Below are 21,406 nucleotides of genomic sequence, written 5' to 3' on the forward strand. Positions count from 1 at the left end.
TTTATGCCTTTTGTTCTGACGCGACGATAGTGCCGTGTGTCGATGATTTTGCTGTTGTTGGTGTCTCTTTGTAGGCCAAGCGATAAAGAGCTGGCATAACAAATAGTGACAACACCGTTGCGGCTGCCAGTCCACCAATAATGGTTGCGGCCATTTGATCAAATAACAGGTCACTGAGCAGTGGGATCATCCCCAAGGCCGTGGTCAATGCGCCCATAGATATAGCCATCGTACGATTAATCGTCGCTGACTTAATGGCTTCGGAAAGTCCCAAACCGTTCTGCCTTTCTAGTTCAATTTGATCCATGAGCACGATGCCATTTTTAATAATCATACCCATGAGCGTTACGGCACCGATGAGCGCCATGAAACCAAATGGCTTATCAAAAGCAAGTAGGGCAAAGGTGGCACCTGTTGCTGCTAATGGAATCGTAGAAAGAATAATCACAGGCTGTTTAAAGCCATTAAACATCGCGACGAGGATAATCACCATGATGAGCAGTGCTTTAGGCAGCTGCTTCAAAATGTCTGACACTGCTTTGTGTTCGTCGTAATACTCGCCACCCCACGTCATTGTGTAGCCAGGTGGCAACTCAATTGCTTCAATCTGGTCTTTAATGGCATTTCTAACTCTCGCAGGAGTGCTGGTACGTTCAACCCCCGCCTGAGCTGTGATGGTTTTCACGCGGTCACGACGCCAAATCATGCTCTCTTCGGCTTTTAACTCGAAGCCATCCACAACTTGCCCTAGTGGAACACTGTGCAATCCAAGAATGGACTTAACGGGTAATGTCTCTAGTGATGCCATGGTTTGTTCAGAACCACGAAGCTGAATGGTAATTAACTCATCATTGAGGTTCATTTGACCAAGTGGCATGCCATCCGAGGCGCGCTTCATGGCAAAGGCGATATCGGTTCGATTGATGCCTGCACGGCGCGCTTTATCTTGGTTAATAATTGGAGTCAGTACCTTACTTTGTTGGCGCCAATCGTCTCGTACGTACTTCGCTTCAGGGTGCTGGGCCATAATGGCTTTAGCTTGATTAGCGAGTTGGTGTAGTACAGCTTCATCTGGACCAGAGAAGCGAGCTTCGACCGCGTATTTATCAGCGGTGGCAAGCTTCAAGGCTCGGAATCGAGGCTCCGCATTAGGAAACTGCTCCTCTACCCAAGCATCACCACGTGCAACAAGTGCAGATATTGATTGGTAATCTTTGGTGTTAATTAGTATTTGACCGTAAGCTGGGTCAAACGGTTCTGGTTCAACCGTCACAGAGAATCGAGGAACGCTACTACCAATTGCTGTGGCGATGCTCTCCACTTCTGGTTGCTGTAACAGCCAGGATTCCATTTTCCTCATGTCTATTGAGGTTTGTTCTACTTTGGCTCCATTAGGTAGCCAATAGTCGAAGAATACAATTGGGCGATCTGATTGTGGGATAAAGTTAATAGCAATGTACGGAACAGCCATTGCGGTAACCGCAATTAATGGAATCAATGCTGCTAGCGCTTTTTTGGGATTATCGACTGTCCAGTTTACGCATTGTTTGTAGCGAGCCATTTTGTCTTCGCTGCTTTCTGAATTAGGTTTGATGAACAGCCAACACATGAGAGTGGTGAATGTCATAGCAACAAGCCAAGAGAGTATGAGTGAAGACGCTATGATATAAAATACTGAGCCTGCGAATTCGGCAGCGTCCGTTTTCGAGAATAGAACTGGACTTGCTCCCATGATGGCGATAAGAGTCGCACCCAATAAAGGAACACCAGTTTCCTTAACAGAGTCTAACGCCGCTTGTGTTCGCTCAACACCTTTATTTAACTTTGCGATCATCATGTCAGTGATAACGATGGCGTTATCTACTAGCATCCCAAGTGCTAAGATAAACGTACCTAGGGATACTCGGTGTAAATCTATATCGTTGATGTTCATATAGATAAGCGTTAACAGTATCGTCAGAAGAAGACTGCCGCCAACAATTGTTGCACTCTTAAAACCCATGAAGATCAGTAGCACCACAAAGACGATCGCCACACTTTCTAACAGGTTGCCGACAAAGTTGTCGATAGCTTTTTGTACTTCGTCAGGTTGAAATGCAATAGTCGAGATATCAACCCCAAGAGGCAAGCTCGCTTGGTAGTCATTGATAATATCTTGGATCGTATCGCCTAACGACACGACATTAATCCCCGGGACTGGACTTACTGCCAATGTGACCGAAGCTTGTCCGTTGTAGCGGTTTTCTGTAAGTGCTGGTGTTTGATAGCCCATGGTGACATCTGCAACGTCACCGAGTCGAATAAGCCCAGTGCCAAACTCACTGACCCCGCCTTTAATTACGAGATTACGAATATCGGCTAGAGATTGAAATTCACTACCTTGGTGGATTCGAATACGTTCTGAACCAGCATCGAATTTACCCGTTTCGAAGGTGGTATTGGTACTATTAAGTTGATTCCAAACTTGAGCTACAGACAAGCCATACTGAGCAAGGCGTTCATCGGGAAGGTCGATATAGACCACACGTGGTTGGACACCGTGTAATTCAATTTTCTTAATGCCTTTTATGGTTTTTAAACGACGTTGGAGTTCTTCTGAATAACGACGAAGTTCTTCCGGCTGAGCATCGTTGCTATGAATGGCAAACAACATGCCATAGACTTCGGAAAACTCATCTTGCACTAGGCTGATTTGCGCTGTAGCAGGGAGCTGCAGTTTTACATCTTGTACCTTACTGCGAAGTATGTCCCATTGCTGAGGTAAGTCTTGGGAGTTCAGACTTTCTTTAAGGTCTACGAATACCATGGACATGCCTGGGCGAGACAGTGATCGTAACCGATTTAGTTCCCCCATTTCTTGCAGCTTGGTTTCGACCGTATCGGTCACCTGTTTCTCGACCTGTTCAGCCGATGCTCCTGGATATAAGGTAACGACAACCGCGGTTTTTACGGTAAAGCTTGGGTCTTCTAGCTTACCAAGATCAAAATAAGAATAGATGCCAGCGATGATACTAAGCGTGATAAAAAACAACAGAAACGTTTTTTGTCGAATGGCGAATTCGGCGAGTTTAATCATGTTCTATGTCCTATAGATCCCTAAGTACAAGTTTGTCTGCTACATCACCATCTTTTAAATAGAAAGATCCGCTCACTACTACGTAGTCGTCGCCTTTCACATTTCCAGAGATACAAGCTTGATAAGCATCTAAAGATCTCAGTTCAACGGGTGTCGAGACCACCTCGTTATTGCGTACCACATTGATATGTAGTTCCTCTTTCTCTCCCACTAGCGCCGAGTAGGGAATACAGAATGAATCTTTAGCCACCGTTGTTTTTGATGACACCGTAACGGACTTGCCCGAGAAGAGATGTTGGTTTGCATTGTCCAATGTGTAGGTAACGGTATAGGTCTGTTTGATCAGATGAGGAAGTGGAGCTATCTCGGTGACATACCCTTTGATAGGAGTGTCTGATTGATACCAGCTAATAGAACCTGAATCGTTGATACTAAACTGGTCGATCATATTTTCTGGCACATCAATCTCAACGTCCAATGCGGAGTTATCTTGCATGGTTGCTACGGCAATACCGGGTAGAACCTGCTCATGGGCATCAAATTCTACGCTGGCGATAATACCGTCAAAAGGTGCGACCAACTGTGTATAGCCTAATGTGTCTTTGGCTCTCTGAATGTTTTTATTGACGACTTTCACTGCTGAAAGGCTACGTTCATAACCACTCGTGGCACGGTCTAAATTTACACTGGCAATCGCATTGTCAGCGATTGCTTGCTTAACCCGTTTTAACTCGGCTTTTGCTAGTTTGTGAGCTGACTTTGCTTCAAGCATCTTTGCTTCTAGTTCTTCGAGTGCTACTTGATAGTCATGAGGATCTAAGCGAGCAATTACGTCACCCTTTCTAACGCTATCGCCAGCTTGTACGTGAACTTCGCTCAGCGTACCGGGAACTCGAAATGCCAAGTTAGCGCTATCATGAGCACGGACTACACCACTAAAATGCTTGGTTGAATTATCTTCTAAGCTATTGAGTCTGATGACCTGTAAAGTGGTTTGTTTTGGTTCAGGTTGCTCTAGCACCTTGGCTTGATTGCATCCAAGCAACGCGATGGACGTTGCGATGCAGAGTGTGATTGTGTTTATTGTTTTCATAATAGATAGCTCCGTAATAATGGAGCTATCTTAATATTGAACAGTGTTCAAATAAGCCGTCTCTGATGAGACTTACTGTCATAAAAATTATGACAATTGATTGAGGCGCGGTATTTCTGAAGAGAGGTGCTCGATGAGCACTTTACTGGCTTTATTCAATGTTTTTGGCTGAGGGTAGAGTAGCCAACCATCTTCTTTTATGGCTGTTTCTTGAGGTAGCAAAGGCACGAGCGTTCCTTGTTTTAGCTCTCGTTGTATCATCATTGTCGGTAAGAAACTAATACCTCGACCCCTTATGGTCGCGCCTTTAATAAAGCCGACACTGTTGGCGATTAAACTTGCTTTGACAGAAGCGGTACCTGAATCAAAGTGCCACTGGCTGTCGATATCACCACTAGGCCAGCGAAAACAAATACACTTATGTTGGTCAAGTTCGTCTAACGACTCTAGAGCTCCAAACTCTTCAACATACTCAGGTGAAGCGACTAATGCTCGGCGATATTGAATCACTTTTCGGGCAACAATATCAGAGTCGAATATGGTTCCGCCGTGAATAGCGATATCTAAACCCTGCTGAAAAATCTCATTGAATCCGTTACTGATACTGCGGATGTCGAGTTGAATCTCAGGGTATTTGTCATGAAATTCGAACAAGATAGGCTGCAGAAGGTCATAAGTCTCGGGTAGGACTCCGAGCTTAATTTTCCCTGTAAGCATATCTCTAGAACTGGACAGTGATTGTTGAGCACGGTCGAACAACTCTATGGCTTGGGTAATTTCGTCAAAATAGGTGCTACCACTGTTTGTCAGCGATAGGTTGCGGGTTGTCCGGTGAAATAATTGCGACCCTACTGCCTTTTCGAGTTCATTGATTCGTCGACTGACATTGGCTCTAGGCAGATCAAGTGCATTGGCCGCGGCAGTAAAACTGCCTAGTTCTACTACTTTTGTGAACAGTTTTAGGTCTGCAATTTTCATATCAGAATCGTAGTGCTAAAAAGACGGAATTTTCGAGCGTATGATAGTAATTAAAAGATGAACAACATGGTCTAAAAAGGACTGATTGCCTCATTAGCTAGCGTGATATGAATAGATTGGTATGGAATATTGAAGAGGAAGGGTAGGTTGGTAGTATGCATTGACTGTATCGTTCGAGTTTGCCAGTTGCATACTACCTTTGTTGTTTTAGATAATACTTTCTAGACGAGAGAGTTATTTAGCCAGAGGCATAATTTCGAAACCTTGCTTAAAGCTATCTAGCGAACTAGCCAAATCTTTGAGCGTGTTCGCATCACCTTCAACTTGAGCTTTGTTGGACTTAATCAACTCATCAAGCGTAGTTTGACCTAACACCACCTTGGTCAAATCGGATTTGTTGATGCGTAGGGTGGTATCGGTATCTTTCACTATTTCATCGACTTCAAGGCTTGCCATATTGGCGTTAGACACTTCAACGTAATAGGTTTCTTGAACGTCAGGATGAACCACATTCATATTGAATTCTAAACCTAGTGTTTCCGCTTTAGGAGCATTGAGGCGCACGGCGATGAAATCTAGGAAACTCGAAGTTGGTGTGTTGGCGATAACATCCGCCGATGCTACTTTAGTTCCTTCACCGATTTGGTTGGTACGAAGCTCAACCGCAGCTTGTAAGTAGCTATTACGCCACGCCATGGTTTCTGACTGATAGCCTTGCTGCTCAAAGCTGTCAGCTAACAACTCGCGTGCTTGTTTGTTATCGGGATTACACATGACAACATCATTGAGCAGTTGAGAGGCTTGTTGATACTCGCCCGCCGCAAAATGTTCTTGGCCGACTTTCATGAAGGTATCGATACCAGCAGCGTTAACATAGGTACATGACTTATCAACTGTAGTCAGTGGATTGGTGTTAACTGGGTTCATGTCGTAATAACCCAAATACATGTTCACAACAGCACGTGCATTATGCGAGTAGGAGCCGTGGTAACCTCTTGAAGCCCAGTTGTTTTGCTGCGTTTTCGGAATGATCTTGTCAATTTCACGCCCAACATCATTAATGGTGACACCGTGGTTAGCAAGGCGCAGCGACTGGTTATGGACAAATCCATAGTTATCGCGCTGAAGGGTAATGTAGTCGGAAATTTCGTTCCCTTTATCATTCCACACCGGAGCAGAGTGAGCCGCGTGAATACTGTCGACTAATCCAGAGTCTACAAATCGCATTTTCAGCTCTGTCAGGTACTTAGTCCAGATTAACGAGTCACGGACTTTAGCACCGCGGAAGGTATAGATATTGTGTTGGCCGTCATAGGTCAGTTCTGCAGTATGCAGTGTGCGGTATTCTGGGATGTAATGAACAATCTCTGCGGGTGCTTCTGCTCCTGGCATATTGATAAAGTGGAACTCTAGCCCACCAATATCAACGGTCTCTTCTCTTTCTTCAATGTACTGAGTTGGCGCTACGAGCGTAACATTACCTTTTGATAAGCCCATGCCCAGTGCATTATCAACAATACCAGTGACATCGTTACCCAACTCTGAACCGTATTGATAAGCAGAACGACGTCCCATTGCGTTGCCCGCTAATACATTCTCGTCCGCCATTTCACGGATGAAATCTACCGGTGCGATAATAGGAGCACCTTCTACAAAGTCACCTGACTCGTAGATACCACGCGAGCCGCCGAAGTGGTCAACGTGCGTATGCGAGTAAATCATACCTACGATGTTATGCTTGCCGTTGATTTTTGGAAGATGCTTTTTCGCAAACTCCCAACCTGCTAGTGCGGTTTCAGCCGTTACCATAGGGTCGTGAATTATGTAGCCTGTTTTTGCTTTGTAGATAGTCATGTTTGAAAGGTCTGCACCACGAATCTGATACACACCTTCAGTGACTTGATACAGACCGCCTGACGTAAAGTTCATCTGTGCTTGTCGCCAGATCGAAGGGTTAACCGAGGCCGGGATTTCATCATCATCTAAGTGAGCCATGCGGTTTTTTAGCTCTCCTGCACGATGGTCACCAAACTCGGCTATTAGACCTCGCTTAGAACGATCAAACGCGGTGGTATCTTTCCATGGAAGTGTTTTGGCGAGCGCATTGTTGGCTTCGATAGTGTGTGAAGTTGCTGGTTTACCTTGGTAAGTCTCTACTGACTCGTAATCTGCAAATGCATGTGCAGAAACGATAGATAATACGGAAACAGCTAGAATGGATTTTTTCATAATGGCCTCATTATTTGTGGGCTTTTAGTGTCTGAGGCGCATTGTAGATAGCGAGCTAAGGACCAACAATGCAGTGGGAGCGATAGCTGATATCACAACGATAAATATCAGTATGTCTATTTGTGACAGAATAGTGATGTCAGGTGGGACTAATGGTTATGGGAAACAAGAGAGTGTATGAGGACTAAAAACAACAAACCTCCACTCAATGAACTGAGCGGAGGTTAATAGCGACTAACTGTATGTATGACGCGTAGAACGTCTACTTATATTTCTTAAAAATAATCGATGTATTGATACCACCAAAAGCAAAGTTATTGCTCATGATGTATTCAGCGTCGATATTGCGTCCTTCGCCGGTGATGTAATCTAATGCACCACATTCTTTATCAAGGCTGTTCAGGTTTAACGTTGGGCTAAACCAGCCAGAGTTCATCATCTCTAAACTAAGCCAGGCTTCAATAGCACCACAAGCCCCTAAGGTATGACCAAAATAGCTCTTAAGAGAACTGATAGGAATGTTGCCAAAGACATTGGCTGTTGCGTTACTTTCTGCGATATCACCACGCTCTGTAGCGGTTCCATGGGCAGAAACGTAGCCGATCTTATCGGCGGTGATACCGGCATCTCGTAACGCCATCTCCATACAGATTTGCATGGTCTCCATTTGAGGCTGTGTTACATGTGCAGCATCGCAGTTACTGGCAAAACCGATGATCTCGGCGTAAATAGTCGCACCCCTAGCAACGGCGTGTTCGTAATCTTCAAGGATCAATGTGCCAGCACCTTCGCCAATAACTAAGCCGTCTCTGCTTGAGTCGTAAGGACTCGGCGTGGACTTTGGATCATTGTTTTTTAAACTGGTGGCAAATAGCGTATCGAAGACGGCAGATTCCGTTGGGCAGAGCTCTTCTCCACCGCCTGCAACCATCACCGTTTGATAGCCATGTTTGACGGCTTCAAAAGCATAGCCAATCGCCTGACTTCCTGATGTACAAGCACTACTGGTAGGAATGACGCGACCTTTAAGGCCGAAGAAGAGGCCAACATTAACCGCGGTAGTGTGGGGCATCATCTGAACATAAGTAGTTGCGGTGATGGCCTTAGTACTCTTTTCATTGAGCATCACACCAAATGCACCAATGGCATCGGTACTTCCAGTAGAAGAACCGTAAGCAATACCAGTTTGCCCGTTGGTTAGAACGTCGTTGCCTATAAGCCCTGATTGCAGTAATGCATTTTCAGTAGCAACAGTAGCGAGCTTAGAAACACGCCCCATACCGCGCACTTGCTTACGTTTATAATGCTTTGGCAGTTCGAACTGATCAATTGGTGCGGCTAATTTAGTATTCAACCCGTCATATTGCTCGTAACTCGGCATATATTGAGTGGCGTTTTCACAGGCGCGAAGCTTCGGCTCGACCGCCGCCCAGTCGTTGCCAAAAGCGGTAACGCCAGACATTCCTGTCACAACAACACGGCGACTCATACTAGGCCTCCGTTGACAGAGATAACTTGGCGGGTGACATAAGAGGCAATATCAGACATCAGATAGCTTACCAGACCAGCCACTTCTTCAGGCTCACCCATTCTTCGGAGTGGAATTTGTGGCATCGCGTGCTCTTTCACGTGTTCGTCCACCATTCCAGTGTCAATCAAACCAGGTGCTACGCAGTTCACAGTGATTTTGCGCTTTGCCAGTTCTAGAGCAAGCGATTTTGTCGCGCCAATGACGCCAGCTTTTGCAGCGCTGTAGTTCGTTTGCCCGCGGTTACCCATGATTCCTGATACCGATGCAAGAGTGACGATTCTGCCGCCTTTGCGTTTTTGAACCATTGGCATTACACAAGGGTGAAGTACGTTATAAAAACTGTCTAGGTTAGTGTGAATAACCCCGTCCCATTCTTGTTCCGTCATTGCCGGAAAAGCGGTATCTCTAGTAATTCCCGCGTTGTTGACCACGCCGTAGTACGCACCATGCTCTTCAATATCTGCCTCAATTTGCTCACGACATTGCGCACGATTGCTGATATCAAACTGAATCAAGCGACCATTGCCGCCGTTCGCTTCGATGGTTGATAGCGTTGCTTGAGCGCCTTGTTTATCGCCCATGTAATGCACGGCGACGGTAAAACCATCATTAGCGAGTTGTATAGCAATGGCTTTACCAATACCTTTACTGGCACCAGTGACTAAAACTTGTCGGCTCATTGGGAGTTCCTATTTTTCATTTCTTCTAATTTTTGTTCAGATGGCACGTAAACATTGAGTTGGCATGAAGCAAGTTGAACTCCATCAAGCTCAAGTCGGGCAGAAAATACCGCCATTCCACTATCTTCAATCACTTTCTCTGCATAGACATCGAGAGTTTGTCCCTGCTCAAAACGGTCACAATCAACCTGGTAACGTCGGCTACCTAATAGAAAACCGATGGGAGGTGTCTCACCTTTTTGTTTGGCATGAAACCCTGACCAAGCAGCGATAGATTGTGCCATGAACTCGATACCGACGTATGCGGGAGTGGTCTTAGATTCGTTATCAAAAAACAATTGGTGCTCACCAATATCCACTTGGCAGTGCACAGACTCTTCTTGTACATCAATCAAACGGTCCACCAAAATCATCGGTGCATCATGAGGAAGCAGTTCGGCGATGTCTGGAAAATTAGTCATTCCATTCTCCAAAAATAAGACTGATGTTGTTGCCGCCAAAGGCAAATGAGTTACTCAATATTGCTTTTCCATTGAGTTTGAGGTCAGTCTCCACAAGGCTAACGTCGATGTCGGGTGCTTTGTTTTTGCAGGATTGCTTAGGCAAAGACAAATCCGATTTGAGTATGTGGTAAGCAATCGCTGCTTCTGTTGCACTGGCTGCACCAAGTGTATGGCCCGTGAATGGCTTGGTAGAGCTGACTGGCACGTTAGTACCGAAAACACGAGAAATGGCTTTGCTTTCCATACTATCGTTTAATGGTGTCGCGGTTCCATGGGCATTAATATAGCCAATATCTGCAGGGCTTAATTGAGCATCTGCTAGGGCTTTTTGCATTGCTTCTTCCGCACCACGACCTTCCGGGTGAGGCGCTGAGATATGATGGGCGTCAGAACTGTCACCAGCCCCTAGCAAAGCGATTGGCTTGTTATCGGTGTCTAATGGTTGATGACCAAGCAGCATAAAGGCGGCGGACTCACCAATATTGATTCCATCTCGATCTGCATCGAATGGACGACAAAGCGTATTGGATAGCGCTTCTAAGCTATTGAATCCGTTCAGTGTTAGTGCACATAGCGTATCTGCGCCGCCTACAATAACCGCATCTACCAGCCCTGACTTGAGTAGCCGTTTCGCTGTGATGAATACACGCCCACTGGAAGAGCAGGCTGTTGAAATCGCATAACAAGGACCTTTGATGCCAAAGTACTTAGCAATAAAGTCACTACAGTTACCCAGCTCTTGTTTGGTGTAATGATATTCTTTTGGAAATTGGCCTGTAGCCAATATTTCAGTGTAAGCCACCTCACCGTCGGAAATCCCAGATGTACTGGTCCCTACAATGACGGCGACGCGCTCTGAACCATAATGATTAATGGCGGCTCGCACATTGTCTTCTATTTGTTGCAATGCAGAAAGCGCCAATCGATTGTTTCTTGAATCGTAGCGGCTAAGCTTGGCGGGAAGCTCAGGTAGTGCTTCTTTAACGCGTCCTACGACAGTCTCTTTTCCCGAATTCAACAATCCATGGTCGCGTTCCATATGGTTGCAATAACCTTGAGACAAGCTCCGTCTTACACCTTCAGGTGTATGTCCTAGAGCTGAGTGGAACCCGCAATCTTGGATGAAAATGGGTATTGGGGGAATGCTTTGCTTCATACCTATCTATTATTTACTGCCGTTGAGTTGAAAGTTGAGCGTTTGGATTACGATTGAGTACCCCAATTGTTGGTGCTCAAAGTAAATTTTACCACGAAGTGGATCTGGGTTGCTGTAACGGATTGTGATTACCGTAGCCCCAGTCTCATCGATGAGCTGACGTTGTTGCGTGGAATCTTTGATTCGCCAACCTATTGCGCTAAGTGAGGCTTCCCAAGCGCTCTTTGGCCAGAGCGTCATCATGAGATTAAACAAAATTTGCTCCGGCTCAGGAAGTGTATTCTCCAAGCCGTTCAGTACGTTCGCCTCGATATCGTTATTCTGATAACTCAGAGACATAATGCGTGTTCCCCAAGAAGAGAACCCCGCGAGTACAAGTTTGTCTTTATCCACTTGCAACTGCACTGGCAGCTGTGAGGACTCTGGTCCCTTTGGAGTTTGCCAGGTCGCACTGATCAGTTGACTAGCGCTGAGCTGATACCCTAGTTGAGCTGGAGTCGGCAGTTCAACCGATGTATTTGGGTTTAATTGCACTTGTGTAGAGGCATCTTGTGGTTGTAAAGCACAACCTGTCGTCACTAGGAGAAAGAGCGTTGCGATCAGCATACCGATACGTTGCTTTAGCCTATTAATAATCTTTATCGGTGTGTGAGCCAGAGTAGGAGAAAAGGTTAAGGTCATTTCATTTCCTTATTATCAACAATGGCTAAAGGCGAGAGCAGCCAAGCCACGAAAATACCGACTAATACGGTAATTCCGAAGCTGTGAATAGCGTGTGTTTGACTCAAAGACAGCAAACCGAATGACAATAATGTCGTGATAGCAGAAAGCGTGATCGCTAGTAAGGTGCTTTGGCATCGCTGTTGTTCAGCAAAAAACAAGGTGTAATCGATGCCAATACCAATGATTAGAATCAGTGCCAGTAGGTTAAACAGGTTTAATTCTCCACCAGACAACACTGTCACAGCCAATCCTGCAACACATGCGATGAGTGAGGGTAGAAGGATTCGTATGCTGTGAGTCGGACCATAGCGCCACACTAAAACGGCGGCTATAGTTGCAATGGCAAAACCCAGCAACTCCATAATCTTGACTCGGTATTGAGCAAAAAGATCAGACACTTCTTCTGCCTTGTTCAGGTAGGTGATGTTGTTATGCTGGTGGGCTAGCTGTTTAATACTTTCAGCGCTAGACACATCTTTTAGTAAAATCACTGAGGCGACTTTACCTTCGATATCGCCGAGATATAAGAAACGAACTGGCTCAGATACCGCCTGTTTAAGGTAGTCAGTTAACGTGATCAATTGAGGCTGTTTCGCCATGGGCGGCAACTGACTTATTTGCAGCGCCGCTTTTAGTGGTTCGGCTTGATCTGCGTATAAATTCTGAATTAACTCAAAATCTTGTGCCTGTCTTTGCTGCGAAGGAAGGTAGCGGCTTAGACTTTGGTAACCGGTAATCACGTGATTGTCTTGCCACGAGTCCAATTGCGGCTCTAGCGATTCTAAAGTTTGCATTAGCGCTTCGTTGTTTTGAGCGGTAATCACTAACATCTGCTGAGAGGATTGCATTCCGGTTAAACCAGAAATAGTAGATTCTTGCTGTTTTAAGTCCGCTGGCATCGCCTGCAACTGATGGATGTCATCGTTATAGCGTACTTTGGTGACAGCGATAGCGCTTAGCAGCAAAACAACCAGAGGTAGGCCCAACCAGACACTTCGATTCTGCCAATAGCCAAGCCACAGCTGACTCAACTTCTGACCCGGCAGAGCACGCGGCTGACTTGGTGTTTTTGCTAAGATTGGGTACCACGCGACTACAGTGACATAGGCCGAGATCAGTCCAATTGCCGAGAACAATGCCAACTGTTGTAAGCCGGGGAAAGGGGCAATTAATAAACCTAGGTAACCAATTAGACTAGTGAGTAGCCCAAAAGTGATCGCTACAAAAATATGTTGCAACCCTTTAAGGCTGTTCCAATTATTACCCGCTGCTAAACGGTCAGTAAGAAAGTGAAAGGCATAATCAATAGACACACCAATCAAGCTAGCACCAAACACTAAGCTAAATAGGTGAACCTGTCCAAATATCGCTGTTGTCACTGCTAAAGCAACCAACAAACCCATGGATACTGAAAGAAGTGCTAGAGCAAGTGGCACGACACTTCGAAAAACGAGAACAATTAACAGCACTACGCCAACGAGCGAAAATACGCCAATTGTACTGATTTCGGACTTAGCACTGCGAGTACCGAAATCGGCATAAAAAAGTACACCAGTATGTGCAACATCAACGTCAAACTTGTGCTTGAGCTGCTGCTGCCAGTGCTCGATGTCAGGCACGGCTTTCTGCGCCTTCATACTATAAGGTGAGTCGTTGAGTTCAGCCGTCACCAGTAAATAGGTTTTGCCTTGATATTCTGTGGTTAAGAAACCGTTCAGTAATTGGAACGCTGAAGAAGAGTGACTTACTTGACTTAAATAATCGCGAAACAGTAGAAAGGGGTCATTCTCCAATTCGCTACCTGTAACACCAGAAAATGGGTTGTAAATCGCTTGAATAACTTGTTGTGTTTGGGCGCTAGGGTTAGTGGTTAGTCGCTCTCTTTGATCTTTGGTCAGTTGCTGCCAGCGGTGTTGAAAGTAATATTGAGCCCATTGCTTTTGTTGGTCTTGCGATATTTTCGCAGTGACCGAAGCAAAATAGGGACTGTCTTTCAGTTGATTAGCAAAAGTGTTTGCAGCGTTGAAGAGAGTAGAGTGCTCTTGTGAGTTATCGTCAGTCGATAGCACAAACACCACTTTGTCACTCATACTAGCTGTCACTTTATTAAATGCACTTTCCGCGATAGGGTTTTGCTGGTTGACGGGGAGTAGCTTTAGAATGTCAGTCTCAATTGGTGAGGTCGCTGAGAATCCCCATTGCTTGATCAGTAAGAAAACAGCAAATACAACGATGCTAGCCCACAATGTGGCCAGTTGATAACAACGTGTTTGAGTGAACTGTAGGCGGCGCATAATGTTAGAACTTGAATTGAGCTTGTTCGGCATCCGTTAAGCTTTCAGGTTGGTAGCTTTGGTTGCTGAAAAGGATGTCGGTTTTATCGCCACGGATCTCTTGCAGTGTTAAGCGCTCAAGGTCGCTTTTTCCACCTAGTGTGATGGTATTAAAAACGGCATTAAGTGGTGCGGCTTTAGGCGTTAAAGCTAAGGTCCATTGACCATTGTCGGCTTTAAACGTCATATCAAATTGCTGCTTTAGCTGTTCGGTATCACCATGAAACACGGCTAGGAATATATGGCTAAAGTAAAATGCCATCGGATTATCCTTTGCTGTGATAACTTGTGCAGGTTGGTCCGCGAACGTTTGGCGTAACTTGTCTTTTGTTAACACTAACTGCACCGTAAAGGGCACATCTTGCCGCCATAATAAACCGTGCGTTTTATCGAGTGTAAATTGACCCGTTGAAGTTAAAGGTTGGTCAAACATTGCGAGCGTGCGCTTCTGTTCAAAATCGCCACGTACGATAGGATGTTGAGCGAGTTGTTGTTGCAACTCTTCCATTGTGTTGACCTGGGCCAACGCAAAAGGAGAAGCAATGAGCAGCATCATTGTTGCTATAGTTCTTAAGGCTGAACAATAGCGTCTAACGTGGATATTTTGTCTAATTTTCATTATTGAAATGTCCTTGTTTATGCCATTGCTCAACTTTATCGGTGAAAATAGTTGGAGAGACGAAACACATCTCTTCAGTTTCAATTGCTACCGCCACCTGTGTGGTGTGCGCTTTACACATACGAGCACCAGTTTGTGCATCGTAAATCACGTAGTCGACTCTCAGACGGTTTTCCCACTCGGTTAATTCAGCCGTTACTCGGATCTCATGATTGAAGGGAATGGCTTTCACGTATTTCACTCGAGTATCAATGATCGGCCACGCATAGCCAGAGGCTTGCATGGCACGATAATCGTAGCTAATTTTACTCATCAAAACTCGGCGGGCTTCTTCGAAAAATCGAAAGAAATTCCCGTGATAGATGACGCCCATAGGATCCGCATCTTGAAAAGAGGTAATGATGTTGACCTCAGCTGTAAGCGGATGTTGAATATCAGTCATAACGATTCCTAATACTGTATAAACCCATGGGGTTAACTAAACAATTTAACCAGAGAATGATTTACGTTGTAACGGTAAATTTAGCTTAATAAAGAGACCAGTGGCGCTGTTGTATGCGCTGCATGAAATGGCGCAATTCCGCTTCTAAAGGACGATCTTCAATGACCATTTCAAACTCACTTAATATGGAGTCTCGAATTGCCTTCAGATTTTCGCTCATATGATGTTCATCTAACTCATTTTGGCGTTTTCTGAGTTCTATGGCTTGAATACCAGCTAACAAGGAAGCCGCGGCAACTTGCTCAGTGAGCTCTAACACGCGTAAACAATCACGAGCAGCAATGGTACCCATGCTAACTTTATCTTGGTTGTGACACTCGGTAGAGCGAGAGAAAACACTCGCTGGCATCGTGTGTTTTAGAGCTTCAGCTGTCCAAGCCGAGATACCGATTTGTACCGCTTTAAAGCCGTGGTTAATAGGCTTACGTTCACCTTCAGCGCCCGTTAGGTTATACGGTAAGCCATTGTTGAACTTGTAATCCATTAACTGTGCCATTTGACGATCAAGTAAGTCTGCGAGGTTGGCAACACCCGTCTTGAGCGTGTCCATTGCCATAGCTATATGTCCGCCATAGAAATGACCTCCGTGCAGTACGCGCTCGTTATCACCGTCAATGATCGGGTTATCGTTGGCGCTGTTAAGCTCGTTTTCAATCAGCTGTCGTAACCAAGGCAGTGAGTCTTGAACAACACCAATGACATGTGGTGCGCAGCGCAACGAATAGCGGTCTTGCAGACGGTCACTGTTACGAGGCGGTCGATCAGCCTGAAGATCATCACGTAGCCACGCTGCAATTTGCTGCTGACCTGGGTGCGGTTTTACAGCAAATAGTGCTTCATCAAAGTGGAAGTCATTGCCGTGGATCCCCACTGAAACCATCGCAGTGATCTTGGTGCACAGTTGTGCAAGGTATTCTGCACGCTTATACGCCAAACAAGCGAGAGCAGTCATCACAGAGGTGCCGTTCATGAGAGCCAAGCCTTCTTTGGGCCGCAGCGTGATAGGCTTGATGTTCAGTTCGTCAAAGACGTCTTTAGTCTCACGAATCTCGCCTTTATACAGTACATCTCGTTCACCGATGAGGGCCGCGGCAAGGTAAGACAGCGGTGTTAAGTCACCACTGGCACCTACAGAACCTTCTTGAGGAATTCTTGGTGCTATATCGTGATTGATCAGCGTTGTAATTTGGTTGAGTAGATCGTGAGAAACGCCTGACATACCTTGTGCTAACGAGCATAAACGGGTCGCAAGCACAGCGCGAGATTGTTCATGAGTGAGTATGTCGCCCAAGCCACAGCCGTGAAAACGAGTTAAATGAAGTGGCAGCTCATCGACAAGGTTTGGTGGAATGGCAACAGTACATGAGTCGCCATACCCTGTGGTGACACCGTAAATAACGCCTTCTTCTTTAAGAAGACGTTCTAAAAAAGCCACGCTGCGGTCAATTTTGGCAACATACTCAGGAGCGCTATTCATACTAGCCGTTGCGCCAGCAGAAATGGCGACGACGTCTTCAATAGAAAGGCGCTCTGCGCCGAAGGTGATGTTATTTTTCTTGGTCATTGTGCTTACTTAGCGTCCAAAAGTTGAAAAAGTTGTACCACTGTAGTGGCGACTTTACGGCATAGTGCTCTAAGCGGTTCGCATACCGCTGGACAACGTGTTCCAAAGCGTCTTGTCGATTGTTACGTGGTAAGGCTATTTTGTCACTAAAGTGCTCAAAATAGACATTAAAGTGTGGTTCTTTGCGGCTATCGTCTCGAAAACCAAAAATAAGGTAGACCGGAGCTTTGAGCACCGACGCCAACATAAACGGTCCTTGAGGAAAAGGAGCTGGTTTATCTAAGAAGTCGGCCCAGACGCAGCGTTGCTCTTTGCTTGTCGATGTTCTATCGCCAACAATAACGACCCATTCACCTTGCTCGATTTTTTGTTGCAGCATGATCGCCGTATCTGGGCCCATCTGACTGACCTGAATTAGGTTAAGGTCAGAGTTTGGATTAATTGCTCTCATTACTGAGTTAAATTGCTCAGCATGTTCTGTGAAAACTAAGGCATTAATTTTGATATGAGAATAGCGCTGGCTGAGAGCACGGCACAACTCAATATTACCAAGATGAGAACCCAATAATAAAACACCCCGTTGGCTATCAATCAAAGGCTGAAACTGCTCTTGGCCATGAATCGTTAGATTATCTAGAGAGAAATCCCCTTGCCATGCTGCCAGTTTGTCGAGCATGGTATGACCGAACGACAATAGGTGTTTCTGACTGGTTAAATCATCTGGCAAAGCAATGTTGCGACGTTCCGCGTAGTGCCTTAAATTGGCGAGGTATTGCTGCGAAGCATTACGCGCTCGGGCATTGGTTAAATGGTAGTAACCAATAACCATGGGTAAAACGAGATTGAAAGCTCGACGCCCCAGCAAACGGTAGACCCAAAGTAAGGTTTTGATGCCGACAATGGTGCCACGTTCTTTTTGTGTTGACCAATGAGCACCCGATTTGTCTGAAGAGCCATGAGGCGTGTTCACATTTTGGTTGTGAAAATGGCGGGCGATCAACTTAGGGCTACGCGGTAACATGCCAAAGAACAACTTCGTATGCATCTTGCTTATCTTTACGTTGTCCCACAAGGCATCAAAGTGAGAGATACCACCCTCTGGGTACATAACGCGGGTATCAATAAACTGAATGTCACAACCTTCCCAATACATACGAACCAAGATCTCAATATCAAAATCCATTCGCGTGCCGATATTGTATCGATTGAGAACATTGAGAGTAGCCTCAACCGGATAGGCTCTAAAGCCACACATGCTGTCTTTTATTGACAGCGAAAGTGTTTCAACCCAAACCCAAAAGTGCGTGATATAGCGCCCATACAAACGGGATTTGGGGACGCTACTGTCATAAACCGGTTTGCCAGAGATAAGCGAATATGGCTGGTTTTGTGATGTTTCGATTAAAACAGGCAGTGACTCTAAATCGTGTTGACCATCAGAGTCAATTTGTATGGCGTGAGTGAACCCAAGCGAACTTGCATGACGAATTCCTGCCATCACGGCGCCACCTTTCCCTTGATTTTGTTCAAGGGTAATAAGGTGCACGTCATGAGCGATAGCCACGGCGTTAAGCGCTGTTTGTGTAGTCTGGTCACTGCCGTCGTCGATAAGGATGATTGCAAAACCATATGGCTTTAACGATTTCACTACACTTTCAACAGTAGAGCCATGATTAAAACATGGTATGAGAAAGCAAGGCTGATACTGACGGCCTTGTTCTTGGATGCTCTCTGCATGTCCACGTTCTTTGCTGTTACTCACTCGAACTACCTAGTTTCATTTTACCGGAGGAATGCACGACGATGTCTTCTCCAGATATTGACGTATATTTAAACGCTAACTTTTGCGTCTCTTCATTCCAATTCAGAGTCAGTGTGATGATTGCATCAGGCAGAATAGGCTCTTGAAATTTAATCACTTCCATTCCTTTAAATGCAGAAGGAACGTTAAGGTACTCAACAGCGTAGTAGAGTGCCCAATCAATTTGAGTTACACCAGGAAGTAAAGGGAAGTGATTAAAGTGACCGCAAAAATCCAGAATATCGGCGTCTGCTTGAATACAAAGCGTTGCAGACGCTGATTGTACATCAGAATTTAGTACGGTCGGTTTTCTTTTTGTCATGGTCGTGTCGGTCTTAGTCTTTTAAATGTAAGTCGTGTAAATGTAAGCAGTGCTCTTTGAGATAAACGAACTATAGCGAGTCGGCAAAAAGCTTCTCGAGTTCAGATACTTGCCTTTTACCTTGGCTGTTCAATGGTATTTCTGCAACGACTCGAAAACGTCGTGGAACAGCGATTGGCTCAATCCATTGCCTCAATTCCGCGCGCAGCAGTAGCCAAAATTTGCCTTTCCCTAGGGATTTAAGCTTATCAAGACCCGCGGGCGTGAGTACGATAGCAGCATTGAGTGACAAGCGTTGTTGATCGTGACAGCAGAATACGGCACTTTCGTAAATCCAGTCTAGCTGATCGAGACGTTTTTCAACTTCAACTAACGAAATGCGCTTTTCTTCTATTTTGACAATACGGTCGGTTCGTCCTTTTAATTCAAAGCGTTGTGCATCATGAAATACACAAGCATCCGCAGTTTGGTACCAGTTGTCAGCATCAATATGTGGTGATTTGAGCTTTAAACATTGTTCGTGATTTAGCTCAGCTTCGATGCCGGGAAATAGTCGCCAAAATTCACTTGGACTGTATTGTTGCTTATAGGCAATACCACCAGTTTCCGTGCTTCCGTAGACCTCGATAGGTAATTGTCCAAAAAGTCCGTGCGCGTGTTTCGCGGCGTCGTAAGGTAATGGTCCTCCTGATGAGAACAAGGCGCGTATCTCAACAGGGTCTGTCTGGGTCGATAACCGCTTGAGTAGAGCTGGGCTGCTCACTAGCACACGATTGGCCGATGCATGAGTCATCACTTGCTCAGGATACTCTAGGTTTCGGCAAGCAAATGCACGCCCAGTGCATAGTGGCCAAAGTACGCGAAACAACAATCCGTAGATATGTTGATGAGAGACCGTGCTTTCGACTAGGGCATTGCCCAGCAGATCGCCCCAAATAGATTCTAGGATGGCAATTTCTGTATCTAAGTGCTCGAGTGTTTTAACAATAGCTTTAGGTGTTCCACTCGAGCCAGAAGTAAATAAGATGATTTCAACTTGCTTTAAGTCAAGGGCGGAAAATGATTCTAGGTTCTCAAGGTGAGAATCAATAGCGACCTTTTCGCATGGCTTGGTCGCAATGGGTTCAATGCCAGCGTCATGGAGTAATAAATCGAATTGGGATGAAAGCTCAGTCAATGCCGCATTTTGGTAGTTACCGGGAAGGACCACACTTTTGCCCGCATAGCAGCAGGCTAAGAATCCAACGGCAAATTGATAGCTATCTAGTGTGCACACTGCAACGCGCTGTGAGGTCGAGTGTTCGAGCATGTCACTCGTGGCACGAATGTCGTGTAAAAATCGCTGCCAAGTCCACTGTTTTTCCATATCGAATGCGACAATGTCTTCACCGATTTTAGAGGTGCAGAGCAAGTGCGCAAGCGTCTGGTGTGTGTTGTTAGTGCGGTTCATCTGCTCAACATTTGCCATATTGAATTAATCCTTGCGTACAAACTGTCTGATTATCCACTCACCTGCAAAAAGACTTCCGGCTGCTAGATAGCTAATCAATCCGTTGTACAAAGTCCAAACCTCTAGCGTTTGAAAGCAAGTGTAGAGAGCAATGCCCGCGTTGATAATAAAAAAGGCACACCATACTTTGGTAACATTTCGAGTATAAGAAATGGCACTTGCGGGTAAGTCGGGTTCCTGAAGACGAGCAAAACGCTCGATGATGGATTGTGGCTGCGTTAAACTGATGGCGAAAACGGCCAACATACAAAGATTAACGACGACGGGATAAAAGGTTAGCCATCCGTGCTGTTTAAATAGAGCACCTAATACACTAAGCGTGATTCCAGTGAGGCCACTTATCCATGCGAGCTGTTTGAGTTCCTTGAACTTTGCCTGCTTGCTAGAAATGATTCTTACCACAAATACTGTGATAAGAATCAGACTGATAGCTTGGAGACCAAATCGTTCTGCACCGAAGTAGACGGCAAAAGGATAGGCAAAAATTACGATTGCAGACAGTATGGTCAGCAAAGCTCGCATTATTTATCTTTCAATAGCTCAGTCACAGAGACCACAACGTCATTAACGGTGCGTACAGCTTTGAACTCTTCAGGCTTGATTTTTTTGCCCGTTACTTTTTGCAAGTGAACTACTAGATCAACAGCATCAATGCTATCTAAATCAAGATCTTGATAAAGGTGAGCTTCAGGTTGAATATCCGCTTCGTCAATTTCAAACAGCTCCACGAGAGCGTCTTTTACTTGGTCAAATACTTGCTGTTGGTTTAATTCTGTCATGCTGATA

At 45.4% G+C, this 21,406-nt stretch carries 18 protein-coding genes; all 18 read right to left on the reverse strand.

All coding sequences use genetic code 11. The features are described 5' to 3' along the window. Position 1: 1 nt before the first annotated feature. The 18 genes from OH456_RS14395 to OH456_RS14480 all read right to left on the reverse strand — a co-directional run bounded on the left by OH456_RS14395 (position 2) and on the right by OH456_RS14480 (position 21,399). Positions 2-3,076 (reverse strand): efflux RND transporter permease subunit, encoded by a 3,075-nt coding sequence (locus OH456_RS14395; protein ID WP_270033713.1) that lies wholly within the window; start codon positions 3,074-3,076, stop codon positions 2-4. A gap of 10 nt (positions 3,077-3,086) precedes the next feature. Continuing rightward, positions 3,087-4,169, reverse strand: a complete 1,083-nt coding sequence (locus OH456_RS14400) for an efflux RND transporter periplasmic adaptor subunit (RefSeq protein ID WP_270033714.1) — start codon at positions 4,167-4,169, stop codon at positions 3,087-3,089. Between the two features lie 87 nt (positions 4,170-4,256). Beyond that, positions 4,257-5,147 (reverse strand): LysR family transcriptional regulator, encoded by an 891-nt coding sequence (locus OH456_RS14405; RefSeq protein ID WP_063603842.1) that lies wholly within the window; start codon positions 5,145-5,147, stop codon positions 4,257-4,259. A gap of 234 nt (positions 5,148-5,381) precedes the next feature. Then, positions 5,382-7,376, reverse strand: a complete 1,995-nt coding sequence (locus OH456_RS14410; RefSeq protein WP_270033715.1) for an alkyl/aryl-sulfatase — start codon at positions 7,374-7,376, stop codon at positions 5,382-5,384. A gap of 262 nt (positions 7,377-7,638) precedes the next feature. Next, the gene (locus OH456_RS14415) at positions 7,639-8,865 is read right to left on the reverse strand and encodes a beta-ketoacyl-ACP synthase (RefSeq protein WP_038225690.1); all 1,227 of its coding nucleotides are present in this window, start codon (positions 8,863-8,865) and stop codon (positions 7,639-7,641) included. Further along, a complete protein-coding gene (locus tag OH456_RS14420) occupies positions 8,862-9,587 on the reverse strand; it encodes a 3-ketoacyl-ACP reductase FabG2 (RefSeq protein WP_006071869.1) in 726 nt (241 codons plus the stop codon). The genes OH456_RS14415 and OH456_RS14420 overlap by 4 nt, the downstream gene beginning before the upstream one ends. Next, complete coding sequence (locus OH456_RS14425; protein WP_006071868.1) at positions 9,584-10,048, reverse strand: hotdog family protein; 465 nt, start codon at positions 10,046-10,048, stop codon at positions 9,584-9,586. Before OH456_RS14425 ends, OH456_RS14420 begins: the two co-directional genes overlap by 4 nt. Further along, positions 10,041-11,246 carry a beta-ketoacyl-[acyl-carrier-protein] synthase family protein gene (locus OH456_RS14430; protein ID WP_270033716.1) on the reverse strand — a complete coding sequence of 402 codons (1,206 nt, stop codon included), beginning with the start codon at positions 11,244-11,246 and terminating at the stop codon, positions 10,041-10,043. The genes OH456_RS14425 and OH456_RS14430 overlap by 8 nt, the downstream gene beginning before the upstream one ends. A gap of 9 nt (positions 11,247-11,255) precedes the next feature. After that, entirely contained in the window at positions 11,256-11,852 is a 597-nt protein-coding gene (locus OH456_RS14435; RefSeq protein WP_164491464.1) for a DUF3261 domain-containing protein, read from the reverse strand. Between the two features lie 71 nt (positions 11,853-11,923). Next, a complete protein-coding gene (locus OH456_RS14440; RefSeq protein ID WP_270033717.1) occupies positions 11,924-14,296 on the reverse strand; it encodes an MMPL family transporter in 2,373 nt (790 codons plus the stop codon). Then, positions 14,268-14,858: an outer membrane lipoprotein carrier protein LolA gene (locus OH456_RS14445; RefSeq protein WP_270033728.1), complete on the reverse strand. Its 591-nt coding sequence runs from the start codon at positions 14,856-14,858 to the stop codon at positions 14,268-14,270. The genes OH456_RS14440 and OH456_RS14445 overlap by 29 nt, the downstream gene beginning before the upstream one ends. 52 nt (positions 14,859-14,910) lie before the next feature. Then, complete coding sequence (locus tag OH456_RS14450) at positions 14,911-15,363, reverse strand: acyl-CoA thioesterase (RefSeq protein WP_038225683.1); 453 nt, start codon at positions 15,361-15,363, stop codon at positions 14,911-14,913. Between the two features lie 85 nt (positions 15,364-15,448). Continuing rightward, the gene (locus OH456_RS14455) at positions 15,449-16,987 is read right to left on the reverse strand and encodes an HAL/PAL/TAL family ammonia-lyase (protein WP_270033718.1); all 1,539 of its coding nucleotides are present in this window, start codon (positions 16,985-16,987) and stop codon (positions 15,449-15,451) included. Next, positions 16,971-18,749: a glycosyltransferase family 2 protein gene (locus OH456_RS14460; RefSeq protein ID WP_270033719.1), complete on the reverse strand. Its 1,779-nt coding sequence runs from the start codon at positions 18,747-18,749 to the stop codon at positions 16,971-16,973. Before OH456_RS14460 ends, OH456_RS14455 begins: the two co-directional genes overlap by 17 nt. Next, on the reverse strand, positions 18,742-19,110 hold the full coding sequence (locus OH456_RS14465) for an ApeI family dehydratase (protein ID WP_031495227.1): 369 nt from the start codon (positions 19,108-19,110) through the stop codon (positions 18,742-18,744). Before OH456_RS14465 ends, OH456_RS14460 begins: the two co-directional genes overlap by 8 nt. 70 nt (positions 19,111-19,180) lie before the next feature. Then, a complete protein-coding gene (locus OH456_RS14470) occupies positions 19,181-20,560 on the reverse strand; it encodes an AMP-binding protein (RefSeq protein WP_270033729.1) in 1,380 nt (459 codons plus the stop codon). A 24-nt stretch (positions 20,561-20,584) separates the two neighbouring features. After that, entirely contained in the window at positions 20,585-21,142 is a 558-nt protein-coding gene (locus OH456_RS14475) for a hypothetical protein (protein ID WP_006071852.1), read from the reverse strand. Further along, positions 21,142-21,399, reverse strand: coding sequence for an acyl carrier protein (locus OH456_RS14480; RefSeq protein WP_006071849.1), 258 nt, complete (start codon positions 21,397-21,399; stop codon positions 21,142-21,144). Before OH456_RS14480 ends, OH456_RS14475 begins: the two co-directional genes overlap by 1 nt. Positions 21,400-21,406 lie beyond the last annotated feature (7 nt).

Source organism: Vibrio sp. La 4.2.2 (assembly GCF_027586995.1).
GTDB classification, from domain to species: domain Bacteria; phylum Pseudomonadota; class Gammaproteobacteria; order Enterobacterales; family Vibrionaceae; genus Vibrio; species Vibrio mediterranei.

What these genes read in the sequence shown, in the direction of transcription:
- OH456_RS14395 (WP_270033713.1), bottom strand. Translation starts at nt 3,076, where the DNA reads ATGATTAAACTCGCCGAATTCGCCATTCGACAAAAAACGTTTCTGTTG.
- OH456_RS14400 (WP_270033714.1), bottom strand. Translation starts at nt 4,169, where the DNA reads ATGAAAACAATAAACACAATCACACTCTGCATCGCAACGTCCATCGCG.
- OH456_RS14405 (WP_063603842.1), bottom strand. Translation starts at nt 5,147, where the DNA reads ATGAAAATTGCAGACCTAAAACTGTTCACAAAAGTAGTAGAACTAGGC.
- OH456_RS14410 (WP_270033715.1), bottom strand. Translation starts at nt 7,376, where the DNA reads ATGAAAAAATCCATTCTAGCTGTTTCCGTATTATCTATCGTTTCTGCA.
- OH456_RS14415 (WP_038225690.1), bottom strand. Translation starts at nt 8,865, where the DNA reads ATGAGTCGCCGTGTTGTTGTGACAGGAATGTCTGGCGTTACCGCTTTT.
- OH456_RS14420 (WP_006071869.1), bottom strand. Translation starts at nt 9,587, where the DNA reads ATGAGCCGACAAGTTTTAGTCACTGGTGCCAGTAAAGGTATTGGTAAA.
- OH456_RS14425 (WP_006071868.1), bottom strand. Translation starts at nt 10,048, where the DNA reads ATGACTAATTTTCCAGACATCGCCGAACTGCTTCCTCATGATGCACCG.
- OH456_RS14430 (WP_270033716.1), bottom strand. Translation starts at nt 11,246, where the DNA reads ATGAAGCAAAGCATTCCCCCAATACCCATTTTCATCCAAGATTGCGGG.
- OH456_RS14435 (WP_164491464.1), bottom strand. Translation starts at nt 11,852, where the DNA reads ATGCTGATCGCAACGCTCTTTCTCCTAGTGACGACAGGTTGTGCTTTA.
- OH456_RS14440 (WP_270033717.1), bottom strand. Translation starts at nt 14,296, where the DNA reads ATGCCGAACAAGCTCAATTCAAGTTCTAACATTATGCGCCGCCTACAG.
- OH456_RS14445 (WP_270033728.1), bottom strand. Translation starts at nt 14,858, where the DNA reads ATGATGCTGCTCATTGCTTCTCCTTTTGCGTTGGCCCAGGTCAACACA.
- OH456_RS14450 (WP_038225683.1), bottom strand. Translation starts at nt 15,363, where the DNA reads ATGACTGATATTCAACATCCGCTTACAGCTGAGGTCAACATCATTACC.
- OH456_RS14455 (WP_270033718.1), bottom strand. Translation starts at nt 16,987, where the DNA reads ATGACCAAGAAAAATAACATCACCTTCGGCGCAGAGCGCCTTTCTATT.
- OH456_RS14465 (WP_031495227.1), bottom strand. Translation starts at nt 19,110, where the DNA reads ATGACAAAAAGAAAACCGACCGTACTAAATTCTGATGTACAATCAGCG.
- OH456_RS14470 (WP_270033729.1), bottom strand. Translation starts at nt 20,560, where the DNA reads ATGAACCGCACTAACAACACACACCAGACGCTTGCGCACTTGCTCTGC.
- OH456_RS14475 (WP_006071852.1), bottom strand. Translation starts at nt 21,142, where the DNA reads ATGCGAGCTTTGCTGACCATACTGTCTGCAATCGTAATTTTTGCCTAT.
- OH456_RS14480 (WP_006071849.1), bottom strand. Translation starts at nt 21,399, where the DNA reads ATGACAGAATTAAACCAACAGCAAGTATTTGACCAAGTAAAAGACGCT.